Raw genomic sequence first — 15,747 nt, 5'->3', positions numbered from 1 at the left:
TTTCCAGGAAGACTGCGGTCTTGTAAGCCTGCGGGCGACCTCTGCTATAGTGCCTGTCCCAGGCAAGGAGACGACCGATGGCAGAAGCCGCGCACGATACCAAATCCCAGGTTGACGCTCGGGTTGACGATCCGCTGATGGCGGAACTGCGCGCCCTCTTGGGCGACCGCCTGTCGATCGCCCGGGCGGTGCGCGAACACCACGGCAAGGACGCCTCCTACCACGCCATGGAGATGCCGGACGCGGTGGCCTTCGCCGAGACCACCGAAGAGGTTTCGGCCATCGTCAAACTCTGCGCCCTACACAAGACCCCGGTCATCGCCTTCGGCACCGGCACCTCGCTGGAGGGCCAGGTGCAGGCCGCCCACGGCGGCGTGTGCATCGATCTCTCGGGCATGAACAGGATCCTGGAGGTGAACGAGGCCGACCTCGACTGCCGCGTGCAGGCCGGCGTTACCCGCAAGACGCTGAATACCCACCTGCGCGATACCGGCCTGTTCTTCCCCATCGACCCGGGCGCCGACGCCTCGCTGGGCGGCATGGCGGCGACCTCGGCCTCGGGCACCAACGCGGTGCGCTACGGCACCATGCGCAACAACGTCATGGGCCTCACCGTGGTGCTCGCCGATGGACGCGTCATCCGCACCGGGGGGCGGGCGCGGAAGTCTTCCGCCGGCTATGACCTGACGCGGCTCTTCGTCGGCTCGGAAGGGACCCTCGGTGTCATCACCGAGGTGCAGCTGCGCCTCTATGGAATCCCCGAGGCCATGGCCGCGGCGGTGTGTTCCTTCGAGACCCTGGCCGGGGCCGTCGACAGCGTCATCCTGACCATCCAGTCCGGCATCCCGGTCGCCCGCATCGAGTTGCTCGACGAGTTGCAGGTCAGGGCCATCAACGACTACGCCAAGCTCGACTACCCGGTGAAGCCGACCCTGTTCTTCGAATTCCATGGCACCGAGGCCGGGGTGAAGGAGCAGGCCGAGATGGTCGGCGAGATTGCGCAGGAATACGGCGGCGCCAATTTCCGGTGGGAAACCCGCCAGGAGGACCGCACCAGGCTGTGGCAGGCCCGCCATGACGCCTACTTCGCCAATCTGGCGCTGAAGCCGGGCTCCAAGGGCTGGGCGACCGACGTCTGCGTGCCGATCTCACGCCTCGCCGAGTGCATCCTGGAGACCCGCAAGGACATCGATGCCGCCGGCGTTATGGCCCCCATCGTCGGCCACGTCGGCGACGGCAATTTCCATCTTACGTTCCTCATCGATCCGGACGACCCGGAGGAAATGGCGCGTGCCGAGGGTGTCAATGACCGCATGGTGATGCGCGCACTGGCCATGGGCGGCACCTGCACCGGCGAGCACGGCGTCGGCACCGGCAAAATGCGCTTCCTGCAGGCCGAGCACGGCGATGCCCTCGCGGTCATGCGTCAGATCAAGCAGGCGCTCGACCCCGACAACATCCTCAATCCCGGCAAGATCCTGCCGTCCTGACGGACGGCTTCCCGCAGCACCTTTCGCGTAGCGCATCTCCGGCTTGCGGGCGGCCGATCCGCCGCGCATGCTTTACGCCGAGATGGCCGAGACGATTCCTTCCGCTGATGCTTCTTCCTTGGGCCGGCAACCACCGCCGCGCGCGGCCTGGCACGCGCTGACGGCGGAGGAGTCACTGCAGGGGCTCGGCACGGCGCAGTCCGGCCTGACGGCGGCGGAAGCCGAAGCACGGCTCGCCCGCTATGGCGAGAACCGCCTGCCGCACCGGGAAACCACTCCGGCCTGGCTGCTGTACCTACGCCAATTCACCAGTCCCCTGGTCTACCTGCTGCTGGCTGCGACGGTGGTGTCGCTGGTCGTCGGCGACTGGACCGATGCGGCCTTCATCTTCGCCGTACTGCAACTGAATGCCGCCATCGGGGTCATCCAGGAATGGAAGGCCGAACACAGTGCCGCAGCCCTGGACCGCATGCTGCAAACCGTCACCATTGTGGTCCGCGATGGGCGCCCGCAGAACATCGCCACCACGCGTCTGGTGCCCGGGGACCTGGTGCGCCTCGATTCCGGTACCCTGGTCCCGGCCGACCTGCGTCTGCTGCGCCAACAGGAATTGCAGATCGACGAATCCCTGCTGACCGGTGAGTCTCTGCCGGTGCCCAAGGATGCGGCAGCGGTGCTGAATGAGGCGACGCCGATGGCCGAGCGCTGCAACCTGCTGTTTGCCGGCTCGGCGGTGCTCGCCGGGCGGGCCGAAGCGATGGTGACGACGACCGGGCCGGATACCCAGATTGGCCGCATTGCCTCGGCCCTGGCCGCGCCGGATCACGCGGTGCCCCCCCTGATCAAGCGATTGGAGCAGTTCAGCCGCGGGATCGGTATCGCGACGGTGATCGCCATCGCCATGCTGGCGGCTGTGCAGGTGGCCCAGGGGCTTTCGCTGCTTACCGTTTTCCTGGTCGCCGTCGCGCTGGCGGTTGCGGCGATTCCTGAGGGCCTGCCCGTTGCGATTACCGTCGCGCTGACAGTCGCGACCTCGCGCATGGCACGGCGTAACGTTATCGTGCGTGCGCTGCCGGCCGTGGAAGGCCTTGGCGCCTGTACGCTGGTGGCCAGCGACAAGACCGGTACGCTGACCTGCAATGAGCTGACCGCCAAGCTGGTGCTGTTGTTCGACGATGTCGGTCCGGCCGTAATGGGCGAGGTGGCGGGGCAGGGCTACCGGCCGGAGGGTGTCATCACCGTCGACGGCCGTGCCCTCACTTCCCAGGAGCAGAAGGGCTTCGCCGAGCTGGCGCATAGTGCCGCTCTGTGCAACGAGGCGGAGCTGCTTCTACGCGAGGATGACGTTCATCATGTCGGAGATACCGTCGACGTCGCCTTCCTGGTGCTGGCGCACAAGCTGGGCATCGATCCGGCGGAGGCGAAGAGCAGGCATCCGCAGCTCAGTATCATTCCCTATGAGCCGCAGCGCCGCTACGGCGCCGCCTTCGTCGCTGCTTACGAGACGCCAGCCGCCGACGGCGCGCGTCCACGCGTTACCGTCCACGTAAAGGGCGCGCTGGAGTCGCTGTTGCCGATGTGTGACGGCGTCGACTGGACCCACGCCCTGGAAGCCGGCGAGGCAATGGCCGCCGAGGGTTACCGCGTACTGGCGGTGGCCAGTGGCGTTGTCTCGCAGGAAGCCGCCCGCAAGGCCGCGCCGGACTCGCTGCGATACCTGCGTCTGCTGGGGCTGGTCGGACTGATGGATCCGGTGCGGCCGGAGGTGCCCGCGGCCGTCGGGCGCTGCCGGACCGCAGGCGTTGGGGTCGTCATGGTGACCGGCGACCATCCGGCGACCGCCCGCACCATTGCCCGCCAGTTGGGCATCGGAGCGGACCGTCACGGCGGTGAGCCGCACGTGGTGAGCGGCCGCGACCTGGCCAGGGCCGCCGATGAGGACGGGGACGCTGCCTTCGATGCCCTGGTCAACGATGCCGACGTTTTCGCCCGAGTCGAGCCGACCCAGAAGCTGGAGATCGTCCGCTGCCTGCAGCGCAGTGGCCATCTGGTGGCGGTCACCGGCGACGGAGTCAACGACGCCCCGGCGCTGGCTGCGGCCGATATCGGCGTCGCCATGGGCAAGAGCGGCACGGACGTGGCGCGCGGGGCCGCCGACCTGATCCTCACCGACGACAACTTTGCTTCCATCGTCGCCGGGATCGAGGAAGGGCGCATCGCTTATGACAATGTGCGTAAGCTGATCTACCTCTTGGTGGCGACCGGCCTCGGCGAGATCGTGCTGTTCTTCTTGGGCATTCTGTCCGGCCTGCCCCTGCCGCTGTTCGCCGTTCAACTCCTGTGGCTCAACCTGGTGACCAACGGCATTCAGCACGTTGCCCTGGCGCTGGAAGGTGGCGAGCCGGGAATTCTGGAGCGTCGGCCGCGCCCCCCGACGGAGGTGCTGTTCGACCGCCGCATGATAGGCCAGGTGATGACTGCCGGCATCTATATGGGGGGCTGCGCTTTCGGCTTCTACTTCGTTGCCCTGGAAAGCGGCATGGCGGAGGAGCGTGCGCGCAACCTCCTGCTGCTGCTCATGGTGATGTTCGAGAACGTGCACGTGCTGAACGCGCGATCTGAGCGGCGCTCGGCCTTCGCGGTGCCGCTGCGGTCGAACCCATTCCTGATTTTCGCGATCCTGGGCGCCCAGGGCTGCCACGTTGCGGCCATGTACTTGCCGGGTCTCAGCGACGTATTGGCGGTGCAGCCGGTCAGTCTCGCAGACTGGGCGGTCGTGGCCGGACTGGCCGTTTCTCTGTTGATCGTTATGGAAGTTCGCAAGGCCTGGTTGCGGGCACGCTAGCCATACTTCCCCTAGGTGCCTGCCTGCACTGCGGCAGGCAGCAGCACGGCTAAGGAGACGACACGGCTATTCAGGCCGGATCGTCTTTCAAAGGCTTCGCTTCCGGCAACGGCCCCGCCTCGGGCTTGGCATTGCTGGTCTCGCTCCGCTCGACCAGCGCCCTGCTGCGCTCCTGGCGTTGGGCCTCTTCACTTTGACGCCGCCGTTTAGCGGCGCGATAAGCGTCCAGATTGACGATTTTACCCATGGGTACTGTCACCCGTCGGCTCGGGGTACGTATTCGGGGGCACAGCGCCGGGTTTCGTGTCCTGACCCCTGGGGAATCTTTCCAGGGGGTGGGAAAACGCGCCGGCGCCTACCATTGTCCCTATATGGGGGTTACGACTTCGTAACGCCAGAGCAAGGATTGGGTAGTTCACCGCGCCGGCCGCTTTCGGGACGATCCTTCCGCTTTGCCGGATTCACCCGATTACAGTAGCTTAACGGAATTGATCGGGGTTGCAATGTCTCTCGGGCGTTTCTCCATAGGAACGCCGTCGGTTGGGCAACGAAGGTATTCGAGGAAGACGTGTGAAGAAGCTCGCTGTTGCATTTGTCCTGTCGGTCGTCCTGGCGGTGGGCGCCCTTCTGGTTCTGCCGAGCTTCTGGGACTGGAACGCCGAGAAGGGCCGCATGGCCGCCCTGGTCAAGGAGCATACCGGGCGCGACCTGGAGATCGCCGGCAATGTCAGCCTGCGCCTGCTGCCGACCCCGGCTTTTGCGGCCAGCGACGTCACGCTGACCAACCTGGAAGGCGGCTCCGCGCCGGCGATGATGACGCTGGAGGAACTGCGGGTCAGCGTCGCGCTCTTGCCATTGCTGCGCGGCGAAGTGCGGGTCGAAAGCGTCACCTTGGTGAAGCCGCAGGTGCTGCTGGAGGTGCTGCCGGACGGCCGGGCCAATTGGCAGTTCGCGACGGGCGAAAGCAAGACCGGCGCGGGCACGCCGTCGGCCGGCGGCGGTGAAACACCGAGTGCGGCCGCTCCTCGGCAGGGCGATCAGGCGATCCGCGTCGACAGCTTCCTCATCGAGGACGGCACGGTGCGCTATCGCGACGCACCCGGCGGCAGCGAGGAAACGATCAGCGGCCTGAACGCGGAGTTTGCCGCCGATTCCCTGACCGGCCCTTTCGCCGCCAGCGGCGCGGCCGTCTACCATGACGTGCCGCTGGAGTTCGACGTCAACGTCGGCCAACTGGTCGAAGCCGGTGCGACGGCATTGTCGGTTTCTCTGAAGCTGCCGCAGGCAGAGGCAGAAGCCACCTTCGTCGGCGCGCTGTCGCGACACGCAGAGCTGCGGACGCTCCGCGGTCGCCTGCAGTCGCAAGGTGGCGACTTGGCGCGGGTGCTGCGCGCGCTGCCGGTCGCCACCACGTTTGACGCGCCGGCCCTGCTGGCCCAGCCCTTTACGGCGACGGCGGAGATCAGTGCCAGTAACACCAATGCCGCCGCCGAGGTCGTCAGGATCACCGTCGGGACGCTGTCGCTCGACGGGCGGCTCGCGGCGACCCTGGGCGCGGTGCCGGACATCACCGCGACGCTCTCGGCGAAGACCGTGGACCTCGACGAACTGCTCGCCCTGCCGGAGCAAGAAGAACCGGCTTCGGCGGCGGGCAAGGCCGGCGATGGCGATGGCGCGCCGCTGCCGTCCACCGCGGCGCCCGAGGCAGGCTTGGCAACGGCGACCACCGGCGTCGGCTTGCCGCGCGGGTTTACGGCCAGCCTGGAACTTGGCGCCGACGCGCTGCTCTACCGCGGCCAGACGGTGCGCCAGCTGCAGGTGGCAGCACGGCTGGAGGACGGCACCCTGAACCTCTCCCGCGCGGCTGTGCAGCTGCCGGGCAGTTCCGAGGCCCTGCTTCGCGGCACCCTGAGCGCCGATGCTTCGGGGCCCCGCTTCCGTGGTACGGTGGAGGCGAAATCGGACAATCTGCGCGGTCTGTTGCGCTGGCTCGGCGTCGATCCGGCCGCCGTGCCCGCCGAGCGCCTGCGCCGCCTAGCGCTGAAGTCCGGCGTCGAAGCCGGCGCGGACCAGCTGGTCCTGCGCAACACCAACGTTACGCTCGACGTCAGCCGGCTGACCGGCGGCGCCGCCATTGCTCTGCGTGAGCGCCCAGGCCTGGGCGTCGCTCTCTCGGTCGACAAGATAAATCTCGATGCCTATCTGCCGGCGCCCCGGGGCGACGCCGAGCCGTCGCCCGCACCGGCCGGCAACGGGACGGCTGCGCCGTCGGTGCCGGGAGCGGCACCCGCAACGCAGCTGCTGGGCCTGCCGCTGCTCGGGCGCTTCGACGCCAACCTCGTCCTGCGGGTCGGCCAGCTCACCTACCAGGGCCTGCCGCTGGACGGCCTGCATCTTGACGCCACCCTGCAGCGCGGCGGCCTGGTGGTGCGCGAATTCTCCGTGGCGGACCTGGCCGGCAGCCGTGGCCAGTTTACCGGCAGCCTGGCGAACGTCGATCACGACGCTTCCATCGACGGCTCGCTGGATCTTTCGGTTTCCACCTTGTCACGGCTGGTGAAGGCGCTGGGCATCAATGCCGGCGGGGCACTGCCGCTCGAGTCCTTCACCCTCAGTGGTGCCGTGAACGGCAACCGCCAGGAGCTGCGCTTCGATCAGCGTCTCGCCGCCCTCAACGGCAGCCTGCGCGCCGCCGGCAAGCTGGACATGACGGCCGCGGCACCGACGGTCGACAGTATTCTGACGCTCGACCATCCCGATCTCAGCGTCCTGCTGGGCGAATTGCTGCGCGACGCCGACATTCCGCGCGGCCTGGGTCCGGCGACGCTGAAGGGTAGGCTGCTGGCGGCGGGACCCGACTATCGCCTCAGTGGTCTCGAGGGCACGCTGGCTGGTGCGGAGCTGCTGGCCGGCGACATCGCCCTCTCGCTCGCCGGGCCGCGTCCGAAGCTGACGGCAGATGTCAGCGCCGGGCGGCTGCCGCTGGCCGTGGTGGCGGCGCCAGCCGCGAGCGGCACAAAGGGTGCCGATGCACAGACCAAGGGGACTTCGAAGAACGCGGCCAAGAGCAATGGCACGGCCGCCGGCGAGGCGCGTTGGTCACGCCAGCCGCTCGACCTCGCCGTCCTGCGTAGCCTCGACGCCGAGGTGAAGCTCAGCGCCGAGACGCTGCTGGCCGGCAAGCTGACCTTTACTGACGCCCGGATCGAGGCGACGCTCGCCGGCGGCCTGCTCGACCTTACGGAATTCACTGCCACGGCCTACGGCGGCGCGCTCGCGGTGACCGGCCAGGCGGATGTGCGTGAGACGACAGGCCCGGGCCTGGCGCTAACCACCGCCATTGCCGCCAGCGACGTCGAGCTGAAGGGTCTCCTGGGCGACCTCGCCGATACCGACCGTTTCTCGGGGCCGCTCACGCTGAAAGGCGAGTTCACCACCAGCGGCGTGAGCGAAGCCGCCCTGGTATCGGCGATGTCCGGCCAGGGCACTCTTGTCGGCAGCGTCACCGCGGCGGCCAAGGTGGAGGAGCAGGCCGGTGCGCTGATGCTCGGCATCCTCGGCAAGAAGGTGAAGGAGATCCGCGGCATCACCGACAGCACCACCATGCTGTTCTCCGCCTTTGCAGGGGCCCCGGCGGCTATCGATGGCAGCTTTATCGTCGACAGGGGGGTGGCGCGCAGCGACGACCTGACGGTGCGCGGCCGCGACGCGTCGGCGCTGACCCAGGGTAGCGCGGACCTGCCGGACTGGCTCATCGACAGCCGCACCGACGTGTTCCGCGACGCCGATCCCAAGAACCCCTACGTGACCGCCAAGCTGAAGGGGCCGCTCGACGAACCCAATGTGTCGATCGGCGGCCAGCCCTTCCAGCGCAGCGAGCAGCCGGCCACCCAGGATGCGCCGTCCGAGCAGCCTGCAGCCACGCCCTTGAAGCCGGAAGAGATTCTCAAGAAGGGCGTGAAGGATCTGCTGAAGGAGTTGGGCGGCTAAGATCTGCGGAGGCTTTCGACGCTTTCGACTGGGCCAAAGCGCGAAAGTGGTTCAGCAGGAAGACGCGCACGGCGCTGGAGAGGTTGCCTCCGCGCCCACGGTCGATCTCCTCGATCAGGGCGTTCAGCGACAGGCCCCGCTCGGCAGCCACCTCCTTCAAGGCGTCCCAGAACACATCTTCCAGCGATAGCGACGTGCTGTGCCCGGCGATCTTCACCGAGTGCTTGCGCAAGGCCAGGGCGGGGTCGCCGGCAGCCGCGCCGGACCCTTCCTCTTGTTGTGAGAGCGGGGCGTCGCTCATCGCTGGTTTCTTACGGCCGGCCTTTACTTCTTCTTTCGCGGCCCGAGCATGTCCTCCGGGCGGACCCACTGCCCGAACTGCGCGTCGGTCAGCAGGCCCAGTTCCATCGCCGCGTCCTTCAGCGTCGAGTTGTCGGTGTAGGCCTTCTTCGCCACCTTGGCGGCGTTGTCGTAGCCGATGTGCGGGTTCAGCGCGGTGACAAGCATCAGCGACTGGTTCATCAGGGTGGCGATCCGCTCCTCGTCGGCTTCGATGCCGTCGACGCAGTTGGTCCGGAAGCTGTCGCAGGCATCGCCGATCAGCTGCGCCGACTGCAGCAGCGAGTAGATCAGCACCGGCTTGAAGACATTGAGCTCGAAATGGCCGTTGGAACCGGCAACCGTGCAGGTGGTGTGGTTGCCCATCACCTGGGCACAGACCATGGTCATGGCCTCGGCCTGCGTCGGGTTCACCTTGCCCGGCATGATGGAGGAGCCGGGCTCGTTGGCCGGCAGCCGCAACTCGCCCAGGCCGCAACGCGGCCCGGAGCCCAGGAGGCGGATGTCGTTGGCGATCTTCATCAGCGAACAGGCGATGGTGTTGAGCGAGCCGGAAGCTTCGACGATGGCGTCATGGGCGGCCAGGGCCTCGAATTTATTCTCCGCCGTCTTGAACGGCAGCTGGGTGATCTTGGCGACTTCAGCGGCAAAGGCCTCGGCGAAGCCGTCGATTGCATTGAGGCCGGTGCCGACTGCGGTGCCGCCCTGGGCCAGTTGCAGCAGGCGCTCGGTTGACGTCTCCAGGCGCTTGACGCCGTACAGCACCTGGGTGGCGTAGCCGGAGAATTCCTGGCCCAGCGTCAGCGGCGTCGCATCCATCAGGTGAGTGCGGCCGATCTTGATGACCTTGTCGAAGGCCTGTGCCTTGGCATCCAGAGCGGCATGCAGGGCGCCCAGCGCCGGGATGGTCTCGCCGACGATCTTCTGGACCGCGGCGATGTGCATCACCGTCGGAAAGGTATCGTTGGAGGACTGGCCCATGTTGCAGTGGTCGTTGGGATGCACCGGCTCCTTGCCGCCCATCTGGCCGGTCAGGATCTCGTTGGCGCGCCCGGCGATCACCTCGTTGGCGTTCATGTTGGTCTGGGTGCCGGAGCCGGTCTGCCAGACCACCAGGGGGAAATGGTCCATCAGCTTGCCGTCGGCGACTTCCTGGGCCGCCTGGCCGATGGCTTCGGCGAGCTTGGCGTCCAGCACGCCCAGCGCCTTGTTGGTCCGCGCCGCCGCCAGTTTCTGAATGCCCAGCGCCTTTACCAGCGCCGGCGGCATCTTCTCGCCGCCGATCTTGAAGTTCTCCAGCGACCGCTGGGTCTGCGCGCCCCAGTAGCGGTCGGCGGGTACGGCGATCTCGCCCATGGAATCGGTTTCAATGCGGGTGGCGGCGGTCGGGGCGGGAGACATCTTCGCTTGGGTCCTGAATGGTTGTCGCGCGGTGCCCGGAACGAGGGGCATGAACGGGCGGGAGTTTAGGAGTGTCGGCCCAGCGCGCCAAGCCCGCCCTCCGTAGGGGAGCGACAAGTAAGTTCGTACTAATGCAACCAAAAATGGACAAACCGATGTAAAAGTACATTTTTACTCGAATATTCTCTGTAACAAGCACTTCTACAACCGGAATGGTATGTTGTATTGCGAGAGAAAACACTCATCGGAAGAATAGATTGAAATAAAGTCAGATATTTACTCGATTTGATTCACAGAAGGTTAACCAAGCGGGTGATTACATCAGCCTGTCACAAGAGACAGATTCTTATTCGGTGAGGAGATTGCGAGCCTGTGTGAGAGATTCTATGCGGTTTTACGCCTGCGATCGACCGTATGGCGTGGCATTCACACAGGGGGTCGGCGATCGGAGGCGCGAAGATAATTCCCACGCGCTGCGAATTTTTACTTCTGGCGTGATCATTTTATTGGAGTTGTTCTGTGTGATGCCCGGCGATCGGAGGCTGTATTGCCTCTCCTCAACGGTGCGGCGTGACCGTGAAACAAATTCGATAAAATTCAAATCAAATGCCGGTTTCTTCTTTTGATAGTTAAATATTAGTAAATATAGAATTTAGAATTTTTGTGATCTGCCGCCTATTTGTTTGCGTATTTGTTTGCGTTGAGTTTGGCCAGCGAGTGCTGGGGCGACCCCCGAGTGTGTGTTTGGCCCGTCGTCCGATGGCGGACGGCCCGGTTGGTCAAAGCGCCTGTGATGAGGAGTGTGAGATGAAGAGCATGAAGTTCGGCCTGGGCGGCCGCCTGGGCTCCACCGTGATGCACAAGTTGCTCGGCATCGTGGGCCTCTGCCTGATGGCAACGGTTATCGTCGCGACGATCGGTATATGGCAGATGTCGCGCATCGGCCTGGAGATCGAGTCGATCGCCGAAGACGACATGCCGCTGACCGAGACGGTCAGCCGCGTAACGGTGCATCAACTGGAGCAAGCCGTGTTGCTGGAGCGCATCCTGCGGCTCAGCGGCCTGGTGACGGAGACCACCCCCGAGGAGTTGCGGGCCGCCCAGGAGGCGTTTGAGCGGCTGTCCGCGACCGTCGATGAGGAGATCATCGCCGGCGAGCGGCTTGCCGAGCGGGCGCTGAGCCACGCCCGCACCGCCGAGCAGAAGGCCGAGTTCGAGAAGGTGCTCTCGGCGCTGAAGCAGATTGAAGGTGAGCACAAGTCCTATCACAAACATGCGGTAGAGATATTCCAGTTGAGCACTGCCGGCCGCCTTTCTGAGGCGTTGGCGCTGGTGGGCGGGATCGAGCAAGAAGAAGAGAAGCTCAACCACGAATTGGCGGGGCTGCTGAAGGACATCGAATCCTTTACCCTCGGCGCGGTCCGCACTGTCGAAGAGCACGAGAAGTCTGCCGTCTGGATGATGTCGGTGGTATCGGTAGTCTCCGCCGTCATCGGATTTGTCGTCGCCGTTTGGTTCACCCGCGTTGGCGTGGCGCGCCCGCTGGCTCAGGTCGTCAATGCCCTCAACCGTCTGGCCGAAGGCGACACCAGCGCCGAAGTGAAGGTGCGCAGCCGCGATGAAATCGGTCAGGTGGCCGAAGCTTTCGTGGTCTTCAAGGAGAAGACCCTGGAGTTGAAGCGGCTGGAAGAGGAGCGCGCGGAAGAGGAGACCCGCCAGGCCGAAGAGCGGCGCCGGCAGCGCCTGCAGATGGCCGATGCCTTCGAGGCAGCCGTCGGCGGCGTCGTCGACACGGTTTCCGCCGCGGCCACCGAGTTGCAGGCGACCGCTCAGTCGATGTCCTCGACTGCCGAGCAGACCAATGCCCAGTCGGTCAGCGTCGCCAGCGCTTCGGAGGAGGCCTCGACCAACGTGCAGACGGTCGCTACTGCCTCGGAAGAGCTTTCGGCGTCGATCGGCGAGATTTCACGGCAGATCGCGGAGACCAACAAGGTCTCCCAGCAGGCGGTCGAGGATGCGGACCGGGCCAACCAGTCGGTCAACGGCCTTGCTGAGGCGGCGCAGAAGATCGGCGCCGTGATCAGCCTCATCCAGGACATCGCCGAGCAGACCAATCTGCTGGCGCTGAACGCCACCATCGAGGCGGCTCGTGCCGGCGAGGCGGGCAAAGGTTTCGCCGTCGTCGCCGGCGAGGTGAAGTCGCTGGCGACTCAGACCGCCAAGGCGACCCAGGAGATCGCCGCGCAGGTCGAGGGCATGCAGAACGCGACCGGTGGCACTGTCGGCGCCATCGAGGGCATCGTGAGCGTGATCAAGCAGATCAGCGAAAACGCGCACGGCATTGCCGCCGCGGTGGAGGAGCAGAACGCCGCCACCGGGGAGATCTCGCGCAACGTCCAGCAGGCTGCCGCCGGCACGCAGGAGGTCGCCAGCAACATCGTGGGCGTCCGCCAGGCCGCGGAGCAAACGGGAGCGGCGGCCAGCGAAGTCCTGGAATCGGCGGGCCAGCTCTCCAAGCAGTCGGAACTGCTGCGCAGCGAAGTCGGTAAGTTCCTGGCGGGGCTGCGCGCCGCCTGAGCCCTGCCGCGGTCCGCGGATCATCCCGGATGTCGCCCCAAGCGGTGGCATCCGGGATGCTGCCCGGATGAGCGGCTGCGGATCCTGCGACTATATCGCGCGACAGTATTAGAATAAAAATTGAAATAAATGTCATAGAATAGAAATTGTCTAAAATTTTATACTATATAAAGCAGAAATTAGAATAAAATTAGTTGTAAAATTCAGATAAAATAGAATCGATTATTTAATCTATTTTACGAGCCTTTAATACTCATAGTGATTAAATCCAATTCAAGCGAGCCCGGACGCCTCATCTACTCGTGGATGACAACTGACTCGCGATGATTGGGTTAGGGCGCCATCGCGGGCGCTGGGGCGCCGGCCGCCGAAGGGCACATTTCGCCGGCGCGTCCTGGGGATCCACTTAGGGAATCGAAATCATGCCGTTTTCAATGCTACGTAACGATACCACCGCGAGGCTCGCCGCCCTCGACCGTTCTCAGGCGATCATCGAGTTCACGATGGATGGCACCATCATCACGGCCAACGCGAACTTCCTCGCCGCCATGGGCTATACGCTGGATGAGGTGAAAGGTAAGCACCACAGCATCTTCGTTGAGCCGGCCTTCCGCGAGAGCGCCGAATACAAAGCTTTTTGGGCGAAGCTCAACCGCGGCGAATTCGAAGCGGCGCAGTACAAGCGCATCGGCAAGGGCGGCAAAGAGGTATGGATCGAAGCCTCCTACAATCCCTTGATGGGCAAGAACGGCAAGCCGTTCAAAGTGGTCAAGTACGCGACCGACGTCTCCAAGCAGAAGGCTGAGTTCGCGGATCTGCAAGGCAAGGTGGAGGCCATCGGCCGCTCACAGGCGGTGATCGAATTCCAGCTCGACGGCACGATCATCACAGCCAACGAGAACTTCCTGAAGACGCTGGGCTACACGCTCGAGGAAATCAAAGGCAAGCATCATCGACTGTTCGTTGAGCCAGCCTACCGCGAGAGTGCCGAATACAAGGAGTTCTGGGCCAAGCTCGGACGCGGCGAGTTCCAGGCGGGGCAGTACAAGCGCATTACCAAGAGCGGCAAGGAAGTCTGGATCGAGGCCTCCTACAATCCGGTCATGGATCTCAACGGGCGGCCCTGGAAGATCGTGAAGTTCGCCACCGATCTGACCAAGCGCAAGGAAGAGAACCGGGCGCTGGCTGACGAGTTCGAGAACGGCGTGAAGTCCATGGTGCGCACCGTCGCGTCATCGGCGCAGAACATGGAGATGACGGCGCAATCGCTGGCCGCCGCCGCCGAGCAGACCAATCAGCAATCTGCCACCGTCTCTGCGGCTTCGGAGGAACTGGCGGCCTCGGTGAACGAGATCGCACGGCAGATTTCGGAGTCGAACCGCATCGTGAACTCGGCCGTCACCGAGGCGCAAAAGTCCGAGCATATGGTGAGCGAATTGCTGGCGGCGGCACAGAAGATCAGCGAAGTGTCGCAGATCATCACGGACATTGCCGAGCAGACCAACCTGCTGGCGCTCAACGCCACCATCGAGGCGGCCCGCGCCGGTGAAGCCGGAAAGGGCTTTGCCGTGGTCGCCAGCGAGGTCAAGAACCTCGCAATGCAGACCGCCAAGGCGACCGAGGAGATCGGAAGCCAGATCAAGGGCATTCAAGACTCGAGTGGAACCACCGCCGCATCCATCCGCGAGATCGGCAACATCATCGCGCAGGTGAGCGAAATCAGCACCTCGATTTCCAGCGCGGTCGAGGAGCAGTCGTCGGCCACCAGAGAAGTGTCGCAGAACATCACCGGCGTGACCCAGGCCGCCGAGGAAACCGGCAGCTCGTCCAGCAGCGTGCTGCAGGACGCCCAGATGCTGACGCGCCAGGCCGGCGGGCTGGAAGAGAAGGTGGACGAGTTCCTGGTGCGGGTCCGCACCATGTAGCCGCCGTGCCGACTCACGGACTTTCCACGATGACTTGACCGCCCCCGTGTGAACGTGGGGCGGTCCTTCTTTTTGGCCTCGTTCACGACTCTTGGAAACCGCGCTCTGACGTGATCGACAGCCCGAAGCCGGCGTGGCGGGGCTCCGGTAGACCTCCCGGCGATCGGCCAGGCTCATAATCAAAAAATTAATTTCTAGTAATCATAATAGATCGGTTGGCCGGGCGAAAAGTTCACGCCAGCCTCTGGGCGGCCATGCCCTGCAGACCGGTTGAAGCGAAGGAAGACCTGGAAATGAAGCGTCGTGATTTTGTGCGCCTGCTCAGCCTTGGCGCGGTGGTCAGTTGCCCGATGTGCGCTTCGGCCTTGGCCAACGAGCCGGCGCCCGCGGCGGCTCACGGCGGCAATGCCGCTCCGCCGGCCGGCGACAAGCCTGAGACCCATGGCACGGGACATTGGTCCTACGAAGGGCCGGGTGGGCCGGAGCGTTGGGCAGACATCTCGCCGGAATATCGCGCCTGCGGCGCCGGCACGCAGCAGTCGCCGCTCAACCTCGACCAGCACCTGCCAAGCCTGTTGAACGATCTGGCGATCTCGTGGACCCCCGCCCCCTTCGAGGTGGCCAACAACGGCCACACGATCCAGGCCAATGCGGCGGCCGGCAGCTGGATCGACCTCGACGGCAAGCGCTTCGAACTTCTACAGTTCCATTTTCATCACCCCAGCGAGCATCAGGTCGACGGGCGGCCGTACTCGATGGAGGTGCATTTCGTGCATAAGAGCGCCGAGGGCAACCTGGCCGTCCTGGGTGTGTTTCTTACTCCCGGAGCCGAGCATGGCGAACTCATGAAGGTATGGCGCCGCATGCCGGCGCAGGCCGGCCAGAAGGTGCCGTCGAGCGAGGCGGTGGACATCCGTCTGATGCTGCCGGACAACCGCGCCTGCTACCGCTATGCCGGCTCGCTGACGACGCCGCCCTGCGCGGAGGTCGTCGACTGGATCGTGTTCCGCGATCCGATCGAGGTTTCGGCGGGGCAGATCGCCCAGTTCGCGCGGCTCTATCCGGCCAACGCGCGTCCTGTGCAGCCGCACCATCGCCGCTTCATTCTGGGGAACTTCTAAGAGCAGCCTTCTCAGGCAACGGGACCCGGCTCTTCGCCGGATGATTGGAGAAAGTGAAG

Annotated in this window: 9 protein-coding genes; 6 read left to right on the top strand and 3 right to left on the bottom strand. The window is 65.0% G+C overall.

Going from position 1 to position 15,747, the window contains the following annotated elements; all coding sequences use genetic code 11:
* The first annotated feature begins 77 nt into the window (after positions 1-77).
* A complete protein-coding gene (locus WDC82_RS01050) occupies positions 78-1,490 on the top strand; it encodes an FAD-linked oxidase C-terminal domain-containing protein (protein ID WP_340115376.1) in 1,413 nt (470 codons plus the stop codon).
* A gap of 67 nt (positions 1,491-1,557) precedes the next feature.
* The gene (locus WDC82_RS01045) at positions 1,558-4,335 is read left to right on the top strand and encodes an HAD-IC family P-type ATPase (RefSeq protein ID WP_340115375.1); all 2,778 of its coding nucleotides are present in this window, start codon (positions 1,558-1,560) and stop codon (positions 4,333-4,335) included.
* A gap of 70 nt (positions 4,336-4,405) precedes the next feature.
* Here the strand turns inward: WDC82_RS01045 and WDC82_RS01040 are convergent, their stop codons facing one another.
* Positions 4,406-4,582 (bottom strand): hypothetical protein, encoded by a 177-nt coding sequence (locus WDC82_RS01040; RefSeq protein WP_340115374.1) that lies wholly within the window; start codon positions 4,580-4,582, stop codon positions 4,406-4,408.
* Between the two features lie 323 nt (positions 4,583-4,905).
* Between WDC82_RS01040 and WDC82_RS01035 the strand changes: the two genes are divergently transcribed.
* Positions 4,906-8,325 carry an AsmA family protein gene (locus WDC82_RS01035; RefSeq protein WP_340115373.1) on the top strand — a complete coding sequence of 1,140 codons (3,420 nt, stop codon included), beginning with the start codon at positions 4,906-4,908 and terminating at the stop codon, positions 8,323-8,325.
* On the opposite strand, the gene WDC82_RS01030 is transcribed toward WDC82_RS01035, so the two are convergent.
* Positions 8,282-8,626, bottom strand: a complete 345-nt coding sequence (locus tag WDC82_RS01030; protein WP_340115372.1) for a ribbon-helix-helix domain-containing protein — start codon at positions 8,624-8,626, stop codon at positions 8,282-8,284. The two genes, WDC82_RS01035 and WDC82_RS01030, sit on opposite strands and share 44 nt — an antisense overlap.
* A gap of 23 nt (positions 8,627-8,649) precedes the next feature.
* A complete protein-coding gene (gene fumC / locus WDC82_RS01025) occupies positions 8,650-10,065 on the bottom strand; it encodes a class II fumarate hydratase (protein WP_340115371.1) in 1,416 nt (471 codons plus the stop codon).
* An 807-nt stretch (positions 10,066-10,872) separates the two neighbouring features.
* On the opposite strand from fumC, the gene WDC82_RS01020 reads away from it, so the two are divergent.
* The 3 genes from WDC82_RS01020 to WDC82_RS01010 all read left to right on the top strand — a co-directional run bounded on the left by WDC82_RS01020 (position 10,873) and on the right by WDC82_RS01010 (position 15,688).
* Positions 10,873-12,642 carry a methyl-accepting chemotaxis protein gene (locus WDC82_RS01020; RefSeq protein WP_340115370.1) on the top strand — a complete coding sequence of 590 codons (1,770 nt, stop codon included), beginning with the start codon at positions 10,873-10,875 and terminating at the stop codon, positions 12,640-12,642.
* 422 nt (positions 12,643-13,064) lie between these two features.
* Positions 13,065-14,567: a PAS domain-containing methyl-accepting chemotaxis protein gene (locus WDC82_RS01015; protein WP_340115369.1), complete on the top strand. Its 1,503-nt coding sequence runs from the start codon at positions 13,065-13,067 to the stop codon at positions 14,565-14,567.
* Between the two features lie 293 nt (positions 14,568-14,860).
* Positions 14,861-15,688, top strand: a complete 828-nt coding sequence (locus WDC82_RS01010) for a carbonic anhydrase family protein (RefSeq protein WP_340115368.1) — start codon at positions 14,861-14,863, stop codon at positions 15,686-15,688.
* Positions 15,689-15,747 lie beyond the last annotated feature (59 nt).

It is taken from the genome of Pelagibius sp. 7325 (assembly GCF_037652055.1).
Lineage (GTDB): Bacteria > Pseudomonadota > Alphaproteobacteria > Kiloniellales > Kiloniellaceae > Pelagibius.
Note: the sequence above shows the minus strand (reverse complement) of the source record. Positions and strands in the feature narration are given on the sequence as shown.

Bases quoted from the DNA above. Each gene is read 5' to 3' on its own strand.
- WDC82_RS01050 (WP_340115376.1), top strand. From the start codon at position 78: ATGGCAGAAGCCGCGCACGATACCAAATCCCAGGTTGACGCTCGGGTT.
- WDC82_RS01045 (WP_340115375.1), top strand. From the start codon at position 1,558: ATGCTTTACGCCGAGATGGCCGAGACGATTCCTTCCGCTGATGCTTCT.
- WDC82_RS01040 (WP_340115374.1), bottom strand. From the start codon at position 4,582: ATGGGTAAAATCGTCAATCTGGACGCTTATCGCGCCGCTAAACGGCGG.
- WDC82_RS01030 (WP_340115372.1), bottom strand. From the start codon at position 8,626: ATGAGCGACGCCCCGCTCTCACAACAAGAGGAAGGGTCCGGCGCGGCT.
- fumC (WP_340115371.1), bottom strand. From the start codon at position 10,065: ATGTCTCCCGCCCCGACCGCCGCCACCCGCATTGAAACCGATTCCATG.
- WDC82_RS01020 (WP_340115370.1), top strand. From the start codon at position 10,873: ATGAAGAGCATGAAGTTCGGCCTGGGCGGCCGCCTGGGCTCCACCGTG.
- WDC82_RS01015 (WP_340115369.1), top strand. From the start codon at position 13,065: ATGCCGTTTTCAATGCTACGTAACGATACCACCGCGAGGCTCGCCGCC.
- WDC82_RS01010 (WP_340115368.1), top strand. From the start codon at position 14,861: ATGAAGCGTCGTGATTTTGTGCGCCTGCTCAGCCTTGGCGCGGTGGTC.